The organism is Jeotgalibacillus campisalis (assembly GCF_000829515.1).
Taxonomy (GTDB): Bacteria; Bacillota; Bacilli; order Bacillales; family Jeotgalibacillaceae; genus Jeotgalibacillus; species Jeotgalibacillus campisalis.
The window spans coordinates 78,447-96,169 of the sequence record NZ_JXRR01000008.1 but is presented as its reverse complement, the minus strand read 5'-3'; the positions used below and the strand labels follow the sequence as shown (position 1 = coordinate 96,169).

Below are 17,723 nucleotides of genomic sequence, written 5' to 3'. Positions count from 1 at the left end.
AAAACATAGAAGACAATAAAGCGTGCTATGTCACCAGCTGCTGGTAAAGCTCAGCTGCTTTCTTCCTGTCTTTCGTTCCGTGAACCAGCACTCTTCCATCTTTAAAGAAAACCAGCCGATGTTCTGCCTGATGAACAAGCAGGTATTCGTTGCGAATTGTTTTCCCCTCTTTTTCCTGCAGAAGTGCTTCAAGTGTGTTGAGATCCCGGTCATTATTTTCAAGAGGACGAATCTGAATCGTATCTCTGCCGCACAAGACATCCAGCTGAAATTCATCTCTTTGTTGAAGATACGGATAGGTTGGATTTACTCCGCAGGATGGACAATTGTCCTTTTTCATTTTTTCTACCCGAAAAGCCTGATGGCGGTAGTTCCATAGATCAAAGGTTACGAGTTCTTTTCTCAGGGCGGAAAGATCACCCGTACATATTTTCAGCGCTTCTGTCACCTGATGAGCGGTAACCACATGTACGATTGGGCTGATTACTCCATTTGTATCACATGTCGGTCCCTGCAGAGGCAGTTTTTGCAGCAGACAGTGAAGACAAGGGGTGTCGCCTGGAAGGATGGTATAGCTCATGCCATAGCTTCCCACACATGCTCCATATATCCAGGGCACCGCATATTTTTGTGCGGCATCGTTGATCAAAAGACGGATGTCAAACTGATCCGTGCCATCCAAAATCAGATCAATCTCTCCTTTTTGAAGCAGCTCTTCTAAATCCGGCCCCGTTACATCCATAATATGTGCGGTCACTTCCACTTCACTGTTGATCTTTTTAAGCTTTTGCTGTGCGGCTATTGCTTTTGGCAAATGATTCGCAGCGTCTTCTTCGTGATAAAGGAGCTGACGGCCAAGGTTGCTCCAATCTACATAATCACGGTCAACAATGGTGAGTTTTCCGATCCCTGCACGAACAAGCATGTCTGCAGCGGAAGACCCAAGCGCCCCGAGGCCGATTAACAGCACATGCTTGTCCCCTATTTTTCTTTGTCCTTCCACGCCAATAGGTGCAAAAAGTTCCTGACGGGAATATCTTTCGTTCATGATTGGATCATTCCTGCTTCAGGCGAGCTCGCAATGGCATAGGTTTTTTTAGCGATCCGACCTGCTTCAAATCCCAAACGTCCCGCTTCAATCGCTTTTTTCATCGCTAGCGCCATTTTAACCGGATCCTTTGCTCCAGAAACCGCAGTATTCAGCAAAACACCATCTGCTCCCAGTTCCATCGCATAGGCCGCATCCGACGGAGAGCCAATACCTGCATCTACAATGACCGGAACAGAGGATTGCTCAATGATCCACTGGAGATTTAAAGGATTAATGATCCCCTGACCTGATCCAATCGGTGAGGCGCCCGGCATGATCGCGTGGCAGCCTAACTCTTCCAGACGTCTTGCCAGCACGACGTCATCTGAGGTATAAGGAAGCACGATAAATCCCTCATCGAGCAGCATTTCGCAGGCCCGCAGTGTTTCAACAGGATCCGGCAGCAGCGTTTTGGAGCATCCAATGATTTCAACCTTTACCATATCGCAAAGCCCGCTTGCTTTTGCCAGACGCGCGGTCTGCACTGCTTCCTCTGCGGTACTTGCTCCCGCTGTGTTAGGGAGAAGAGTATAGTCACTGCGCTCCAATTCCTGCAGCAGATTCGGCTGATTTTTATCAAAGATGTCCATTTTCCGAACAGAAAACGTGAGAATATCCGCTTCTGATACCTCTACTGCTTTCTTCTGTGAAGCAAAGTCCGGGTACTTACCTGTTCCAAGAAGTAAACGTGATCCGAATGTTTTGTCCGCTATTTTTAACATGTTATTTATCCTCCTCCTACAAATTGAACAAGCTGAAGCCTGTCGTTTTCCCCAATCGTTTGCGTTTTATGATCTGCATGATCAATCACTTCTTTATTTAGCTCTACCATTACGACCCGATCCTTCAGTTCATAATGGTGCAGCAGCTCTTCAACCACGCTGATATTATCTGGAACGTCAACGGTCTCTCCGTTAATCATCAGTTTCATGTTCATTCTCTCCCTGCATAAGAAATTTGCCTTTCCATACTGAACGTCTGAAGCCAATCCTCTCTTACTTCGCGGCCTTCAAGTAGATCCGCCATGTACACACCGGTCCCTGCTGAAAGTAAAATGCCGTTTCGGTAATGGCCTGTCGCAATCCATAAATCGTTCAGATTCCGATGTCTGCTCATATAGGGCAGACCATCCGCTGTTTGAGGGCGGATGCCCGCCCACGATTTTTCAAAGCTTGCCTCCTTGAGGGCCGGAAGCAATCCTGCTGCTCTTTCCATCAGGCTCATCATCCCTTTCACTTGCACTCTTTCGTTGAAAGAATGAGGTGTTTCAGTAGCGCCGATCAGCAGTCTTCCCGCTTTTTTAGGCACGATATAACACCCCTCTGTGAATAAGGTGGATTGAAGGAGCTGCTGCTTTGCAAAAACAGAAAAGCATTCTCCTTTTACAGGATACGTATTCAGCTGAATACCTGTTTTCTGTAAAAGTTCCTCACTCCAGGCTCCGCCGGCCACAATCACATGATTGCTTTTAATTGGACCAGCCGAGGTCATGACGCCATTTACTTTTCCGTTTTCCACAATCAATGAATAAACCTGTGTATAGTCCAGAAGTGCTGCTCCATTTGAAACGGCTCCCTGAACAAACGCTGTGGATAACGCGGATGGATTCACATGGCCATCTCCAGGTATCCACAATCCACCCATGCCGCCGGTTTGAATCGCAGGCTCTTTTGCCTGTATTTCTTTTTCTTCGAGCCAAAATGCCTGTTCATTTGATTCTTTGAAATGAAGTGCCCGCTTCTTCAGCCCTTCCTGTTCAAGCGGATTTCGGGCGAGCTTGATCATTCCTTTTTGCACCAGTTCAATGTCGATTCCTGTACAATCCTGAAGCTCTTCTTTTAAACCTTCAAATATCGCTTTGCTGTATTGAGCAAAGGAATAAAGCGGCGAGTCAAGATCCATTTCAGCCTGTGCTCCAAGCATGCCGGCAGCCGCTTTTGATGCTTTTTGTCCAGCTTCTCCCTGATCCATCAGACAGACGTTTGCCCCCCTTTTTGAGAGCTCATACGCGATCGAACCGCCGATCACGCCCGCACCGACGATGGTTACATCCGGCTGTATCAACTAAATCCCCCCTTACGATATGCCGTAATAGCCTCTAAAGGATCTTTTGCATTCATAATGCCTGATTGCACTGCGATTCCCGCTGCCCCTGTTTTTTTGATGAGCGGAACGTGATGGGGCTTAATTCCGCCAATCGCGATGACGGGAACTGAACAGGCCTTCACTGTGGGTAACAGCGCTTCTGTCCCTTTTGGCGGAAGTCCGGGCTTTGAGTCCGTTTCGTAAATATGGCCAAAAAAGACAAGGTCTGCTCCTAACGCGGCCGCTTGCATTGCTTCCTTTTGGGAATGGATCGAAACCCCGGATCGAATGCCACTATTCAGTTTTTTCACTTCATTTACCGGCAGACTGTGGTAGGCAAGCTGTACGCTAAGGCTCCTTGCGAGTGCGACATCAACTCGGTCATTAATGACGATTTTATCTGCGGGAACTCCTTGTTTTAAAAGAAGATCCACCCACTCCAGTAATTGAGAAGCCGTTGCTCTTTTTTCCCGTATATGAAAGTAATCCATAGCGTTATGCACATATCCTGCAATTTCAATCCATTGGTCAGGCGGCTGTCCACCTGTGGATAAGACGTGCAGCTGAAAATCACTCATTCTATTTACCTCCCTATTTCTTTGAAAAAGAAGGGTGTGCAACCGGCCACTGCTCGAGTGTATAGGCCATTTCCCAAAAAGCGTATTCGTATTGGCTGCTGATCAGAAAATGGTCAAGCCAGCGCTTCCGATCTTCTTCAGATGCTTTTAGAGCCAATTCATCCAAGCGCTCAATCTGCTCCTCTACCAATTCTCTGAACCACTCTCCGCCATATGTGGCAATCCACTGCTGGTAAATTGGTTCATCCGGAGAACACATTTTCAGTTTTTCCCCGATTTCATAGTAGAGCCAGTAACATGGAAGCAATCCTGCAATTACATCTCCAAGACTTCCCTGGCCTGCACGGTACATATGAGAAGCATAGGCATACGCCGTAGGAGCCGGTTCAAAAGCTGCCACGTCTTCTTCTGTAATATGGAGAAGTTCAGCGAATGTCTGATGCAGGCCAAGCTCTGCTTCATAGGTGCCCTGTGCATGGATCGCAAGCCTGTTTGTGGTATGAAGATCCGTTGCTTTTACAGCTCCGAGTGCCTGCACTTTTGCAAAATGAGTTAAATAATAAGCATCCTGCATAACGTAAAAACGAAATCGCTCAAGTGATAATGTTCCATCTCCAATCCCTTTTACAAAAGGATGGTCAAAGCTTGCCTGCCAGATATGATCGGCTTTCTTTCGAATTTCCTGTGTAAATGACATGATTAACTCCCCCAGATTCGTAATTAAACAACAAAAAGCCACTTCCTCATCAGTAGAGAAAGTGGCGGCGATTCTGGAAATTAGATGCTTCCGGACAAGAGCCTCCACTTCCCTACGCTAGTGCGAACTAGATCAGGTTCAAAGGGTCCGGAAAAATCCGTCTCAGCTTTTAAAAGCTCCCCCAGCAGAATGACGATATGCAGTTATTTTGTTGCTTGCCCTTATACTAACAGGTTTACTTTACATGTCAAATGAAGAATATTTTGGATGTCATCTCCACATGTTAAACTCATCGGAGCAATAAGTGGAAAGCCCTTTTTATTTTGGAAAATATCAAAGGGAGACCACCGAATCTAGCTGCTTACTTTGTGCGTTTCTTTAAATGCCAGACTCAATTCGCTCCATACATCAAACTTATTACCGCACGGGTCCCTGAAGGTAAAATTCTTTCCCGTATGACCCCGCTGCTCTATCTCACCAACCGGAATATGCCGATTCTGAAAGTCTGTATGAAGCTGCTCTAATGCATCTACTCCATCCACCTCAAACGTAATCGAAAATCGTTCCTTGCCTGAATGATCAATAAAATTTGCGGACTGGCCCGGCTTTGATTTCACCAGGAAAAAGCTTTGGTCTGCAATATTCAGAATCGCTTTTTCGTCATCCTGATAGCTCAGTTCAGCTCCTAATTTCTTTACATACCAACTGGCAGACCACTGGACATCTTTCACGGGCAAATAAGTAGTTCCCACTCTTATTAACTGTCGATTCATGGTAAATCTCCTTTCAAACTATCGTAGTCAAACCTTAAATCCTATTAGTAGTCAGTGTAGCCAAAGAATTTCTATACTAATCCTGCATTCTAGTAAAATTGATTTTTCATGCCTATTTACCATTTGGGTCATGGCAGTCAATCATTTCTTTGAGAAAATACTGAAGCTGGCTATTGTCATCAAGATGAGAGGTGATCCACTCTCTTTCTTTTTCTAAAAGCCGGCTGATTAACATTGCCGCTTGTGCATGCTTACGCGGCGTAATGCATGTGAAAATTTCCTTTATTTCCTCAACAAGAAGCTTTGGCAGGGACGTTTCAATCGTTTTCTGACCAAGCTGAGCCCGGTGCGGTGCATATTTTTGAAGTAGGACGTACGACAAATGGTGCATTACATTCATCAGCATTCGAACAGACCAGATATCATTTCCTCTGTCCGCTGATTTTTTGTATTGAAATAAGAACCAGGCTGTATCGTGGATATCATTTATAAAATCTGCGTGATCCCGTTTAAGGCTTTGCGTTGACTCAAAAGAGGGCATCAGTTGAAACGGATCGTATAGGACCCTAAAAAAGTCTTTTTCTGTAAAAGTCTTTGAGGTAACCGTAAACAAATCGATATGTAACAAATCATTATATACAGCAATCATTTGCGGAGCGACGATCCATACTTCATCGAGGTATCGCCATATGCTTTTAAATGGTTGACCCTCCTGGATAGAAAGGCTTCTTTTTCTTCTTCCTTCACAAGAACATAGAGATCTATATCAGAAAACTCGTCGTGTTCCCCCGCTCCATCGATCCCTTCAGGAAGATGGCTCGAACACTGCTGTCTTTGATGAAACTGGCACTAATTATTTCTACGGCTTGTTCCTGAATAAGCAAGTACGACTCTCCTTTCTATCAACTGTTTTTTAAAAATGGTCTTTATTTTGTCTTCTCTATTCGAGCTGATATTTCCTCCTGATCTTTTATTATTTAGTATGTAGTGAAGGCGAGACACAATAGGGATATGGATGGTTGTTTTAAAAGAAATGAGGCTTGGAAAATAGAATCTAGAACGTATAGATAAAATTTCATTGGATCTAATCTAAATTTAAGGCTTTGTTATAGTTTAATATTGTTTTTCAATATGATAAAAGAGACCGGGACAAAAGTGTCTCAGCCTCTTGGACCGGTTCGCTGCACTTCAGGTGGACGCTTTCCGCAGGGACGGCGCTGAGCCTTTCTAGGACGTTGCCCTGTAAAGTCTCAGCTTGCCGTCATATCCTGCAGGAGTCGCCACCTTCCGCTCCGCTCACCTCTTACTATTGACCATTACTGTCTCTTTTTTTTAAAATTTTTCGATTTTTTTTCGATCTATTTTTGTTATTTTTAATGGCTTCTTTAACTAACGCTACCCGTTAGTTTAACAAGGAATTTCTATAAAAGTTTAGACATATAGTATTCATCAACAAATTCTCCATCAATTAATAGCGAATGTCTTTTTGTTCCTTCAATTTCAAATCCCATTTTTTTATATAATCGTAATCCAGCTTTATTACGAGTTACTACGGATAATTCTAGTCGATGAATATTATGTAGCGTTGCCCACTCCTCTAATTGTTTAAAGAGTTTTGTCCCTATGCCAAGCCCTTGATATTGAGTTGAGATTCCAATAACAAGATAGACAGAGTGTTTGGTTCTTCTTGCATTTCCTCCAATGACTATTAAATACCCTAATAACTTTCCCCCTTCTTGTTCTGCAACAAATATTGTTGAATTACTTTCCTTTCCCAATTGCTCCAGTCCCTTTCGTTGTTGTTCAGGGGAAATTTTTCTTTCTCCTGCTTCCATTAACATAAATTCAGCCTCAGCTTCAACTTGTTTTATTAAATATACAAAACTTTCAGCATCATCAGGTTTAATTTCTCTGATTAACATTGGAACTTCCCCCGTATTCATTATATTGTTGAACTATACTGCTGCTTTAGTGAAAAAGCGACTGCTCTTATTGAACAATCGCACCCTTTAAAGAAATAACATTTATGTAGGATTAGCTTCATTTTGTTTTAGTATTTTCTCAAAATAGCTCTTCATATCATGGTTAACAAAAGAATATGTATTGTCTTTATTTGAAACGTAGAATATCCCTTCATGATAATGAACTACTACCCTTTTATTATTTTTCATTTCAAATGATACTCCAGCCAAGGCTTGAGGTAGTTCATTTTCAGAGATTATATTTTCGTTTGATACCGAATTAAACCATTGAACAAGTTGTTTAGCTTCCATTGTGTCTATATTAGAATCAAGATGTTCAATTGTTACCCCTCCACCACCATTATTAACTTTATAAAACTCTTGAAATACAACAATTTCTTCAACCTTTTCTAATGAAATAGGTTGATGTCTAATTTTATTATTATTTATGTTGAAAGTTATTAAAGCTATGATAACAACTAAAACGAAAGATACTATAAACTTTCTCATATAAACCTCCTCTATTAAAACTTCAACAACTACCCTCATTATCCCTTACATTACACTTACGATAATATTCTAATTTAGTTTCAAACAGTCTGTTAATTCGAAGCCGATTCTTCAACTATCCTGCTGCGTTAGTTAAATAAGAGATAGGATTATGCCGTGAACTTAGACAACCTATGTATCGACAATCGGGATTAAATTATCTCTATAACCATTGAGTACTGGTGATTCAAATTTCAACAACAATCTTGAACATAGCTAAATTTAAAAACGGTGAGCCAAAACACAAAAAACTTTTAAAAAACTAGGCAGGATTAATAATTAGTAAGAGATGAACGGAGCCAGCGAACCGGCCAAAGGGCCTGAGACATTTTTGTCCCAGGCCCTTTCTTTTTTCTTTATTATTTACGTTCCAGCTTAACGAACATCCACCTTTCTCTCGTCTAGCGCATTAAAGACAAATACATATTCTTTTTCGGTCTCAGCTGTGTAGACCAGGTTGTCCCCTTCGAGCCATTCCCCGTCCCTGACAAATTTAAATTCAACTCTTTGTCCTGCTGAAAGCTTGACTGGCTTGGTTTTCCAGACTTTTTCATTGGTATCATAAGACAATGAAAAATCATTGTTTTCCCAGTTGAACGGCTCGCTTCCTCTAACGATAACTTCCTTATACTTTTTGGCTTCATCAGGCGCCGCTTGCTCGAGCTTGCCTGATACCTCGTATACCGTGAACGACTGGGCAGCCATTCTGACAGTCAGTTCCCCCTTTTTAGGTTGGACTGATTTTCTCCGGTCCATTGCGTCCCGCAGTTTTACCCCTTCTAAAGAGGGCTGATTATAGATCGTATTTAGCGATAAGCCCGATGCATCGCCTTTATTCAGAACAACTAAAAATTTCTTATTTTTCGTGCTCCGCTCATAGACAAATACGTCCTCTGTCACACTGATTTCTTTAAACGAACCTGTGCGCAGGGCCTGCTCCTTGTTCCGAAGAGCGACAAGGTCTTTATAGAATTTTTTCAATTCCAGGTCCTGATCTTCTTTTTTCCATGGCATCAATTCACGGTAATAGCGATCCTTCCAGTCAGGCACCAGATTATGATCTTTACTTTGCGACAAACCAACCTCTGTGCCGTAATAAACAGCAGGAGTGCCTGGCAAAGTAAATTGTGCAGCTGCAGCCAGTTTCAGTTTATTTACATCTCCCTCTGCTTCAAACAGGAATCTTGGTTTATCGTGGTTATCTAAAAACGTGACCATTTGATATTCTTTCGGATACGTTGAAAGATTATCTGCTATCGTCGTGCTCAGTTCTGTCATAGATGAGTCCTTTGCAAATACATTTACCATTGTATCCGCAAGACCAAAGTCCAGTGCTCCATCTAATTTACCAGCGTACGAGTTAATTTTCTCTCTTGTGTCCCAAACCTCACCAAAGATAAAAGCATTCGGATTAGTCTTTTTCACAGCATGACGAAAATCAACCCAATAGCTGTAGCTCGGCCCTTTAGCATAATCCAGACGGAAGCCGTCAAATTTTAATTGACGAAGCCAATAAGGCACCACATTACCTAAAACATATCGTCTTGTTGCAAGGTTATCATTATTTAATTCAGGTAGCTCAGGAATACCGTAAAACGTATTGTACTGATTCGGCCATTCTGTGAAGGTGTACCAATTGTAAAATGGACTTCCTTCTCCTTTTGCTTTTGCATCTTCAAAGAATGGATGCCCGCTTGAAGTATGGTTTGGTACAAAATCATAGACTACTTTCATTTTTCTCCGATGAGCTTCTGTAATCAGTTCCTTCATGATTTTTTCATCACCGAAGCGTTCATCGATCTTTTTAAAGTCAGTCGGATGGTATCCATGAGAATAAGGACCTTCAAATACAGGCGAGATCCAGATGGTATCAAAGCCAAGCTCCTGAATGTACCGGACTTTTTTCTTTACTCCTTCCAGATCTCCTCCCATCCAGCCTTTTAACTGCTCATCATAAGGCAGGTCTGGATCTACTGGTTCATTATTCGCTGTATTCCCATCATAAAAGCGATCTACAAAAACATGGTAGATGGAAGCATCCTTCGCCCATTGCGGGGATTGAAAGTTGTCTACATAATACGCAAACTCTGTCGCCTCTTTTTGATCAAAGCTATTTGTATCCGCAAATTGAGAGCCTTCACCCTCTGAGTGCCACACATCAATTTTGTATTTTACCCGAGATTGATCCGGCTGTTTTGGAATCACACCCGAAAGAACGGTAATGAAAAGGCCATTTTCCTGCTCTGTTGTGGAATCCACGTTCAGCGGCACCACTTTACTTTTTTCAGACTCTCCCCGCTTCCCATTTGGAGAAGATCCATTGGCTGTGTAATATACAGCCCCAGAATCAATTGGTCCATAATGTTCGACTGTTGTTTTAACTGTTACACTATCCTTTTTTGTTGGCAGAAAAGGGGTGTGCTGAAAATCATGCGTAACGTTCTCAGCAATCGGAACGGCCACCCAGCTTTCAACTGTATCCTCAATGATTGTTCCTTCTTTTGAAAAAACAGCGGTTCGCTTTTCCTCTTTATTTTCCTTGTACTGCTCTGCTCCAAGCCCGTACAAATACTGCAGCTCTTCTCCAAAGTTACCTTCAATTTCCAACACCCATTCATTAGGCCCCTCTCCCTTTTGAAGAGATGTTAATTCATAGTTGTAAGCATTTAAATTTGTCGCCACTGTCGGAATGGCCCATTGAGGAGTGGTATCCGGAACGGTCAGCTTTAATGTAATGCTGCCCTCATAGTCATCCGCAAGACGGACATCCACTTTCCGCTCTTCTTCCGGATAAAAAATAAAAACATAGTTCCCGTCCCGATCCGGCGTAAAAACGAGGTTATCTCCCTGCATCCATTCACCGTTATAGACGTACTTAAACTCCAATGCTGTCCCGCCAGTTAAAGGAATCGGGGCACTTTCCCACGTCTTGCTTTCCTCGTCGTACGTTAGGGGATTTTGATTTGAGCTCCAATCAAGCGGCGCGGCGCTTCCTCTTAGTACCACAGAATCGTATGGGGCTTCTTCAGCCATGGCTTGAGGTACGGAAAGCAGTGGTGCGACGATAAAACTTACCAGTAAGACAAAAGATAACAGCACAACAGTCAAACGCTTCATACCTGATCATTCTCCTTTTATATAAATAGTGCAAGCGGTTGCATTTTCGTAGATGTCTTTTCTTCTGAAAGCAACAGCTCTTCCAAAAATCATAGCATATTCAGATAATTTTGAAAGCGTTTGCATAAAAAATAGGTAAACAGACCCTGTATTGGATTCTCCTGCTGGCTCTTTTAAGCTCTTTTCCTCTAGGCAGGGGATAAGCTCTGCCAGCTCACCCCCAGTCTGCTTGCTCCCTATTTTACTGCTTCAAACGTGAAAACCTGCTCCTTATTTGAAGGCTGCTGCAAAAACTGATAGCCCGCTGAACATGTAACTTCTTTAAAGCCTGCTCTTTCAAGTAGCATGATAAATTCTTCAAGCCCGTACCATCTGAGGGTGAACTGTTGAAGCTCTGTGTCAATCAGCTTTCCCATGCTCCACTTTTCGTACTTTAAATAGGTTACCGTTTGCTGATGGATCCAATCTGTTTCAACAGACTTTTTTTCCAGGGTAATGCCTTCTCCGTTTCCTAAATCAAAAGCCGTTGTTGTTACTTCTCCTTCTTGAAAGGAGGCTGGCAGATACAAATCAATGATCACCCTGCCACCTGGATTGAGATGCTGATAAAATAAGGATAGTGCCTTTTCTGCTGCCTCCCTGCTGTCTAGCAAAGCAAAGGATCCTGTTGGCATAATAATTGCGTCATACCTCTCAGGTAATGAAAAGTCCCTCAAATCTCCCTGATACAGCTGGGGTGACAGGCCTCTTTTTTCACAATGCTCCCTGCAGGAATCAAGCATCTCCTCAGAATAATCAATACCATCTACCCTCAGCCCTTCTTCCAAAAGTGGGATGAGCATCCTGCCCGTACCTGAGCCTGCTTCAAGAATTTGTCCCTTTACACCCTTTAACCGATCTGTGTAATACTCAATATCCCCGTCGATAGAATGCCCGGGAGGCTTTGTCAGATTATAGACCTCTGTACTCAGTTTTCCATAGTAGCTAAACAACTCCGTCACCTCGTTTACGTAGTAAAATCTTTGCCTTCCAACGCTTGTATATACCGCCTTGCTGAACGCTGCACAGCCTGTCCTGCCTCTTCTTTTACAACACGGTGAAAGGCATTGTACAAACGGTCAAATGGGAGTGAAGCGGTTTGATTTGCGATTCTTGCTACTGTTGCTGCCGGCAGTGGAATCATATTGGGATAGCTGTACATAAAGCTGACCCATCTGCGGTCTGCTGCCACCTGAATGACATCTCCTGTCAGGAGAATTCCATTATGCCAGTCAGAAGACCAGTGCAGCACTGCTCCTCCTTTAAAATGCCCGCCAAGCCGGTGAAGCTTTATTCCGTCTGATAAGGAGAGGGATTCTTCTTTCCAGTAAATAATCCTGTCAGAAGACCTTGTCACCCATTCCCGGTCATCTTCATGAATATATATCGGGACGTTAAACGCCTCTGCCCATTCCACTTGAGTAGAATAATAATGAGGATGAGAAAGCGCGATGGCATGAAGGCCGCCTTTTGAGACCAAGTCCTCTTTTGTTTTTTCATCTATGTAGGTGATGCAGTCCCACAGCATATTAAAGCCTTGGTCCTGAACCAGATAAGCCGTTTGTCCGATTCCAAAGGATGGCGTTGTCGTGATGCTGAATAGCCCTTCTTCCTCCTGCAAAATTTCATTATGGTAGACATCGTTGCTTCTCATAGCTTCGAGAGTCGTCCATGTCTGCCCCTGAGGTGATACGTATTGTCTTTCTTCTTCGCATATTAGGCATTTCTCTGGCGGATGTTCTGTTCTCTCGTATTGAACTCCGCACGTTTCACAAATATAAAAGGTCATTTGATCCGCTCCTGTATTTTTATCGGCACCCTTCTTTTTCCACACTCTTCTTCTGAAGACCTCCTTATTTGTGAAAAATTTATACTATGATATCAGTTCATACATCCAGAATACAGGTGAAGAATATATGGTTTTTGAACAATTTTCATTAAGATTTACTAGAAAAAGTGCCATATTTATAAGAATCGGTTCTTTTATTTGACCAGACCCGGTTTCCACTGAATAAAAACAGACGAACTAATTAAAAAGCTTGATTTCTGCATATTTTTTGCACAAAATCCTCGTATACTGGTTATGCGGGAAGAGGTGTGGAAATGAGTAAATTGTCTTTGAAAATTAGTCTCTTTTATTTATCAGGAATTTCCTTAATTTTAGTAGTATCTCTATTTGTAATGCACAACCTGCTAGTAAATCAACAAGTGCAAAATGAACTGGAAAGTCTTCAACAGCGTGGGAACAGTCACCGTGATGTGCTGGTTGATCATTTTGATCCAAGTACAGTTGAACACGTTGTGATGATGGAGGAAAAAGCGAGTACAGAGGTCATCATTATAAATGAAACAGGTCAAATTGCAGGTACATCCAACAACGCAAATAATCATTTGAGAGAAGAATGGATCTCGTCAACTGAAGGAATCGTTGAAGACGATTGGCGAAACGAACCGTTTTTGGCAAGCATCAGTTTGATGAAGGGTGGCGGCAGTGTCATCATGCTCGAACCGACCAAGGAGGTGCAGTCACTAATCAGTGAGTTAAACCGGCATTTTTTAATTGCCGCCCTTTTAACAAGTATCTTTTTGATTTTCAGTCTTTATTTTTTAAGTCACGTTATCATAAAGCCGCTGCTTTCAATTAGACAGGCAACAGAAAAATTGAGCGAGGGTGAAGTGATCTCAGTCCCTGAAATGAAAAGAAAAGATGAAATTGGCGAGCTGGCAAGAGCCATCACTAAGATCTCTGGAGATCTTCATCAAATGCAAAAAAACCGCAAAGCATTTTTGACATCCATTGCCCATGAATTGAGGACGCCCATTACCTACATCAAAGGATACGCAGGACTTCTAAAGAAAGATCAATCTGTGTATGGTGGAATTATTTATGAAGAATCAGAACGCCTCCACAAGTTAATTGAAGATTTGTTTGAACTCGCCCGAATGGAAGAAAACAACTTTACAATAGAACCCGAGAGAACGGAAGTGACATCATTTATAACAAACATGATCGACAGGAGACAGCTTGTATTTGCAGAACAACGAATCAGCCTTCAGCTTAAAGCATCTTCCACTTTCTATAAACAGATCGACCGTAACCGATTTGAGCAAGTCATGATCAACCTGATGGACAACGCCCTAAAATACACACCCCCTGGTAAATCAGTACAGGTCACGATCAGTAAAGATGGTATTGTCGTAACAGACGAAGGGCCGGGCGTGAATGAAGAGGATTTGCCTTTTCTATTTGACCGTTTTTACAGAGTTGATCCATCAAGGAATAGAGAGACTGGAGGTACAGGTCTTGGACTTGCAATTGCAAAGGAAATTATCGAAGCCCACAATGGAAAAATCTCAGCCGAAAACACCTATTCTGGTTTAAGGATTGTGATTGATTTAAAAGGAGTTGCCTCATGAAAAAAATCGTACTAGTAGACGATGAACAGCGGATGCTGGATTTACTTGAACTGTACCTGAAACCTCTAGGGTATGAATGCTTCAAATTGCGGAGCGGGGAAGAAGCCGTGATGCTTTTAAAAAAAGAAGAACCTGATTTAATGATCTTAGATGTCATGATGCCTGTGATGGATGGCTTCGAAACCTGCAGATTGGTACGAAGATTTTCAGATATACCAATCATCCTGCTGACAGCCCTTACTGAAAAAGAAGAGATTGTCAAAGGATTGCAGTCAGGGGCAGATGATTATATTAGTAAACCTTTTGACGAGGGAGAATTAATTGCAAGAATTCATGCTGTATTCAGAAGAACCTCAGAAGATTTTGCCCGAAAAATTGAATGTGGAGAATTGATTTGGGACGAATTTTCACATGAACTTTCTTACAAAGGAAAGCAGGTGAAAGTAACACCGAAAGAATTCTCTATACTTGGACAGCTTTTGAAAAATCCTGGAAGGGTTTATTCACGGGAACAGCTGCTAACCATTATTTGGGGATATGAGGCATGGACTGATGGACGCACTGTGGATTCACACGTAAGAAATCTCCGTGATAAACTGAGAAAAATGGGCTTTCCTTTAGAAAAACACTTACAGACAGTTTGGGGAGTTGGCTATAAATGGATCAACTAAAATCAGGCGGTGGACCTAATTAGAACAATTGAAAAAGAACCTGGCAATGCTTAGGGAATGCCAGGTTCGTTGCTTAATTTAAGTTTCCTTGCTTTGAACAGACTTGAGAAAGAATTTTTCCCCAGTAAAAGTGAGGACAGTTATTGCTATAGCTACTGCTACGATCAACCAATCCTGCTGCAGTTTCACCCAAATGAAAGCGCCAAGTACAATACCATCAATCACTAGTGCAGCTGTGACAATCCCCCGATTTGCATCAACTTTTTCTTTCAGCCTTTTTAAGACTCCCCAATGAATAATGATGTCCATGACAAGATATAGAATCACACCAATAGCCGCAATTCTGCTTAAGTCGAATAAAACAGTAAGAGTCATCGCAAGGACAACCGTATACACGAGGGTATGCTTTTGTATATCGCCAGGCATCCCGAAGTGTTTGTGCGGTATCAGCTTCATGTCTGTCAACATGGCAAGCATTCTGGATACTGCAAAAACACTGGCGATAACCCCTGAAACTGTCGCAAGAATTGCAATAATGACTGTGAACCAAACCCCCATTTCACCAAAAGCAGGTCTTGCGGCTTCAGCCAGTGCATAGTCTTTCGCTTGAATAATTTCTGTGATGGATAAGCTCCCTGAAACTGCCCAAGCCAATAGCATATAGACAGTGAGACTCACAGCAATGGAAATCATAATGGCACGGCCCACATTCTTTTTAGGTTCCTTGATCTCAGATCCGCTGTTCGTAATAGTTGTAAATCCTTTAAACGCTAAAATAGTAAGAGCAATAGCCGCAATATAACTTGCAGCGGACAGATCAGGTGCATTTGTTCCCGGTTGAGCCGGCTCAAAAGTAAAGCCTGCAGCCCATAAGCCTGCAATAGCAAAAAGGGTCAGCCCTAAGATTTTCAAAAGGGACATAATGGAAGTAAAGGTTTGAATAAAGGAATTTCCTGTAATATTAATCAAGAAAGCGACTGTTAACAAACCAACACCTAGTACAGGTACCAGCCAGCTTCCTGAATCTGTTCCAAATAATTGCAGGGTGTACGTACCGAAAGTTCTTGCGACGAGACTTTGATTAATGACCATAGATAACGCCATTAATAATGCAGCCCCCGCTGTAACCGTTGTTTTACCATAGGCTTTCACGAGAAACATGCCAATTCCCCCTGCTGAGGGATATTCGTTACTCAATTTAATATATGAATACGCACTAAAAGCAGTAGCGATTCCGCCTGCAATAAACATTAGCGGGAACCACGCACCGGAAAGTTCTGCTACTTGTCCCAATAGGGCAAAAATACCGGCGCTAATCATTACACCGGTACCAAGACCTACTGCTCCTGTTAATGTAATACTGTTTTTCTTATAGTCACTCATCGAATTCTGCCTCCTTTAATAGTGACTTTCCTGTTCACTATTGATAGTCAGACTACGAAAAAATTAATAAATTACCACCTTTTCTTATTCAGCAGACAGCTCTTTCTCAATAACCCACTTGTGATTCGTCACTTCTTCACCGGATTCCAAAGTGAAATCAACCATGTACACGGTTGTTTCCTCAACAGAATCAATCGTTGCAGCTGCCCCGTCCATTCCTTCCATATGGTCAGCGTCAACTTCCACTTCATCTCCTGCAGCATAAGGGTCTTCTCTGGCATCTTCAATTTCCTCATGAATGATCCATTTGTGATCTTCAATGCGTTCCCCGCCATCAGTCGGGTCATAGGAAATGCTGTAAGCAACCGTATCGTATGCGCCGACAATCACAGCCTCTGCTCCTTCCATTCCTTCCATATGAGCTTCTGTGATCATGGCTGTGTCCCCTTCTTCAAAGGTAGGAGTTTCCGCTTCTTCTAGACCATCAGGCACTTCACCAGAACCGGACATATGCATATCTGAATGATCCATTCCCTCCATTGAATCATCTGATTCGTCTCCATGATCCATCTCTTCCATATTCTCTTCCATTCCTTCTTCTGTGCCCATATTGTCTTCTTCCCCGCCGCATGCTGCAAGCGCTGTGCTCATAGTGAGTATCATGGTTCCTAACAAAAGCTTCCGTTTCATTTCCACGTATAATCCCTCCAAATTGTTTATTCAGTTATAATCTACCCTATTTGTATGCAGAATCTTTGCAGAAAAAATTTTTATAATTTTTTTTTGGATTTATACTGTAGAACTATTAAGTTGAACGCCCGCGCTTACCGTCCAATATCTTGTCAGTTGAAGTGGTCGTTTTCTAACTATTTTTCCTTAGGTACTTGGAGTTAATAAGTCTCTAACACGTCATGGCTTTTTTTCACTTCCTGAATCAGCTCCTTTATATGGATCTCCCGGCTGCCCTCCTGCCCATAGACGCGTAAATTAACCTTCTCCTTTTCCATTTCTTTATCTCCTATCACGAGAATATACGGGATTTTTTTCAGCTGTGCTTCCCTCATTTTGTAGCCGAGTTTTTCTTCCCGAAGGTCAAGCTCTGTACGGATTCCCTGCTGCTTGAACTGCTTTGAAACTTTTTTGGCATACGTTTGATGCGCTTTATTGGAAACAGGGAGAATCTTTACTTGAACCGGGGCAATCCAGAGAGGAAAAGCCCCTCCGTAATGCTCGATTAAGATTCCTAGTAATCGGTCAATCGACCCAAAGACAGCCGGTGAATAACGACTGGCCTGCTTTTTTCGTTTTTCTCATTGATATAGGAAAGATCGAATTTCCTTTACACACGTCAACAAACTCTCCA

General features: G+C 42.5%; 17 protein-coding genes, 1 pseudogene and 1 riboswitch. Of the genes and pseudogenes, 2 read left to right on the top strand and 16 right to left on the bottom strand.

Going from position 1 to position 17,723, the window contains the following annotated elements:
• Positions 1 to 25: 25 nt before the first annotated feature.
• From KR50_RS03865 to KR50_RS03805, 13 genes are all read right to left on the bottom strand, one after another.
• The gene (locus KR50_RS03865) at positions 26 to 1,048 is read right to left on the bottom strand and encodes a ThiF family adenylyltransferase (protein WP_041055145.1); all 1,023 of its coding nucleotides are present in this window, start codon (positions 1,046 to 1,048) and stop codon (positions 26 to 28) included.
• Positions 1,045 to 1,812: a thiazole synthase gene (locus KR50_RS03860; protein ID WP_041055142.1), complete on the bottom strand. Its 768-nt coding sequence runs from the start codon at positions 1,810 to 1,812 to the stop codon at positions 1,045 to 1,047. Before KR50_RS03860 ends, KR50_RS03865 begins: the two co-directional genes overlap by 4 nt.
• A 5-nt stretch (positions 1,813 to 1,817) precedes the next feature.
• On the bottom strand, positions 1,818 to 2,021 hold the full coding sequence (thiS, locus tag KR50_RS03855) for a sulfur carrier protein ThiS (protein WP_041055139.1): 204 nt from the start codon (positions 2,019 to 2,021) through the stop codon (positions 1,818 to 1,820).
• Between the two features lie 2 nt (positions 2,022 to 2,023).
• The gene (gene thiO, locus KR50_RS03850; RefSeq protein WP_041055137.1) at positions 2,024 to 3,154 is read right to left on the bottom strand and encodes a glycine oxidase ThiO; all 1,131 of its coding nucleotides are present in this window, start codon (positions 3,152 to 3,154) and stop codon (positions 2,024 to 2,026) included.
• Positions 3,151 to 3,753, bottom strand: coding sequence for a thiamine phosphate synthase (locus KR50_RS03845; protein WP_041055135.1), 603 nt, complete (start codon positions 3,751 to 3,753; stop codon positions 3,151 to 3,153). The genes thiO and KR50_RS03845 overlap by 4 nt, the downstream gene beginning before the upstream one ends.
• Before the next feature lie 13 nt (positions 3,754 to 3,766).
• The gene (gene tenA, locus KR50_RS03840) at positions 3,767 to 4,450 is read right to left on the bottom strand and encodes a thiaminase II (RefSeq protein WP_041055134.1); all 684 of its coding nucleotides are present in this window, start codon (positions 4,448 to 4,450) and stop codon (positions 3,767 to 3,769) included.
• Positions 4,451 to 4,542: 92 nt separating this feature from the next.
• Positions 4,543 to 4,643: riboswitch (TPP riboswitch) on the bottom strand.
• A 160-nt stretch (positions 4,644 to 4,803) separates the two neighbouring features.
• On the bottom strand, positions 4,804 to 5,223 hold the full coding sequence (locus KR50_RS03835; RefSeq protein ID WP_041055131.1) for a VOC family protein: 420 nt from the start codon (positions 5,221 to 5,223) through the stop codon (positions 4,804 to 4,806).
• A gap of 112 nt (positions 5,224 to 5,335) precedes the next feature.
• Entirely contained in the window at positions 5,336 to 5,872 is a 537-nt protein-coding gene (locus tag KR50_RS03830; RefSeq protein ID WP_232304236.1) for a hypothetical protein, read from the bottom strand.
• A 772-nt stretch (positions 5,873 to 6,644) separates the two neighbouring features.
• Positions 6,645 to 7,145 carry a GNAT family N-acetyltransferase gene (locus tag KR50_RS03825; protein ID WP_041055129.1) on the bottom strand — a complete coding sequence of 167 codons (501 nt, stop codon included), beginning with the start codon at positions 7,143 to 7,145 and terminating at the stop codon, positions 6,645 to 6,647.
• Between the two features lie 102 nt (positions 7,146 to 7,247).
• Complete coding sequence (locus KR50_RS03820) at positions 7,248 to 7,694, bottom strand: hypothetical protein (protein ID WP_041055127.1); 447 nt, start codon at positions 7,692 to 7,694, stop codon at positions 7,248 to 7,250.
• A gap of 414 nt (positions 7,695 to 8,108) precedes the next feature.
• Positions 8,109 to 10,850: a glycoside hydrolase family 13 protein gene (locus KR50_RS03815; RefSeq protein WP_041055124.1), complete on the bottom strand. Its 2,742-nt coding sequence runs from the start codon at positions 10,848 to 10,850 to the stop codon at positions 8,109 to 8,111.
• A 236-nt stretch (positions 10,851 to 11,086) separates the two neighbouring features.
• Positions 11,087 to 11,842, bottom strand: coding sequence for a class I SAM-dependent methyltransferase (locus tag KR50_RS03810; protein WP_041055121.1), 756 nt, complete (start codon positions 11,840 to 11,842; stop codon positions 11,087 to 11,089).
• A gap of 14 nt (positions 11,843 to 11,856) precedes the next feature.
• Positions 11,857 to 12,678 (bottom strand): MBL fold metallo-hydrolase, encoded by an 822-nt coding sequence (locus KR50_RS03805; RefSeq protein WP_041055719.1) that lies wholly within the window; start codon positions 12,676 to 12,678, stop codon positions 11,857 to 11,859.
• A gap of 314 nt (positions 12,679 to 12,992) precedes the next feature.
• On the opposite strand from KR50_RS03805, the gene KR50_RS03800 reads away from it, so the two are divergent.
• Positions 12,993 to 14,306, top strand: coding sequence for a sensor histidine kinase (locus KR50_RS03800; RefSeq protein ID WP_041055118.1), 1,314 nt, complete (start codon positions 12,993 to 12,995; stop codon positions 14,304 to 14,306).
• Positions 14,303 to 14,977: a response regulator transcription factor gene (locus KR50_RS03795; RefSeq protein ID WP_041055115.1), complete on the top strand. Its 675-nt coding sequence runs from the start codon at positions 14,303 to 14,305 to the stop codon at positions 14,975 to 14,977. The genes KR50_RS03800 and KR50_RS03795 overlap by 4 nt, the downstream gene beginning before the upstream one ends.
• A gap of 78 nt (positions 14,978 to 15,055) precedes the next feature.
• On the opposite strand, the gene KR50_RS03790 is transcribed toward KR50_RS03795, so the two are convergent.
• The 3 genes and pseudogenes from KR50_RS03790 to KR50_RS18875 all read right to left on the bottom strand — a co-directional run.
• Complete coding sequence (locus tag KR50_RS03790) at positions 15,056 to 16,360, bottom strand: APC family permease (RefSeq protein ID WP_041055112.1); 1,305 nt, start codon at positions 16,358 to 16,360, stop codon at positions 15,056 to 15,058.
• An 84-nt stretch (positions 16,361 to 16,444) separates the two neighbouring features.
• Entirely contained in the window at positions 16,445 to 17,050 is a 606-nt protein-coding gene (locus KR50_RS03785; RefSeq protein WP_041055716.1) for a YdhK family protein, read from the bottom strand.
• 200 nt (positions 17,051 to 17,250) lie between these two features.
• Positions 17,251 to 17,696, bottom strand: a pseudogene (locus KR50_RS18875) (His/Gly/Thr/Pro-type tRNA ligase C-terminal domain-containing protein); the annotation flags it as partial.
• Positions 17,697 to 17,723 lie beyond the last annotated feature (27 nt).

What these genes read in the sequence shown, in the direction of transcription:
- KR50_RS03860 (WP_041055142.1), bottom strand. Translation starts at nt 1,812, where the DNA reads ATGTTAAAAATAGCGGACAAAACATTCGGATCACGTTTACTTCTTGGA.
- KR50_RS03790 (WP_041055112.1), bottom strand. Translation starts at nt 16,360, where the DNA reads ATGAGTGACTATAAGAAAAACAGTATTACATTAACAGGAGCAGTAGGT.
- KR50_RS03835 (WP_041055131.1), bottom strand. Translation starts at nt 5,223, where the DNA reads ATGAATCGACAGTTAATAAGAGTGGGAACTACTTATTTGCCCGTGAAA.
- tenA (WP_041055134.1), bottom strand. Translation starts at nt 4,450, where the DNA reads ATGTCATTTACACAGGAAATTCGAAAGAAAGCCGATCATATCTGGCAG.
- KR50_RS03825 (WP_041055129.1), bottom strand. Translation starts at nt 7,145, where the DNA reads ATGTTAATCAGAGAAATTAAACCTGATGATGCTGAAAGTTTTGTATAT.
- KR50_RS03800 (WP_041055118.1), top strand. Translation starts at nt 12,993, where the DNA reads ATGAGTAAATTGTCTTTGAAAATTAGTCTCTTTTATTTATCAGGAATT.
- KR50_RS03785 (WP_041055716.1), bottom strand. Translation starts at nt 17,050, where the DNA reads ATGAAACGGAAGCTTTTGTTAGGAACCATGATACTCACTATGAGCACA.
- KR50_RS03805 (WP_041055719.1), bottom strand. Translation starts at nt 12,678, where the DNA reads ATGACCTTTTATATTTGTGAAACGTGCGGAGTTCAATACGAGAGAACA.
- KR50_RS03845 (WP_041055135.1), bottom strand. Translation starts at nt 3,753, where the DNA reads ATGAGTGATTTTCAGCTGCACGTCTTATCCACAGGTGGACAGCCGCCT.
- KR50_RS03830 (WP_232304236.1), bottom strand. Translation starts at nt 5,872, where the DNA reads ATGATTGCTGTATATAATGATTTGTTACATATCGATTTGTTTACGGTT.
- KR50_RS03820 (WP_041055127.1), bottom strand. Translation starts at nt 7,694, where the DNA reads ATGAGAAAGTTTATAGTATCTTTCGTTTTAGTTGTTATCATAGCTTTA.
- KR50_RS03815 (WP_041055124.1), bottom strand. Translation starts at nt 10,850, where the DNA reads ATGAAGCGTTTGACTGTTGTGCTGTTATCTTTTGTCTTACTGGTAAGT.
- KR50_RS03795 (WP_041055115.1), top strand. Translation starts at nt 14,303, where the DNA reads ATGAAAAAAATCGTACTAGTAGACGATGAACAGCGGATGCTGGATTTA.
- thiS (WP_041055139.1), bottom strand. Translation starts at nt 2,021, where the DNA reads ATGAAACTGATGATTAACGGAGAGACCGTTGACGTTCCAGATAATATC.
- KR50_RS03865 (WP_041055145.1), bottom strand. Translation starts at nt 1,048, where the DNA reads ATGAACGAAAGATATTCCCGTCAGGAACTTTTTGCACCTATTGGCGTG.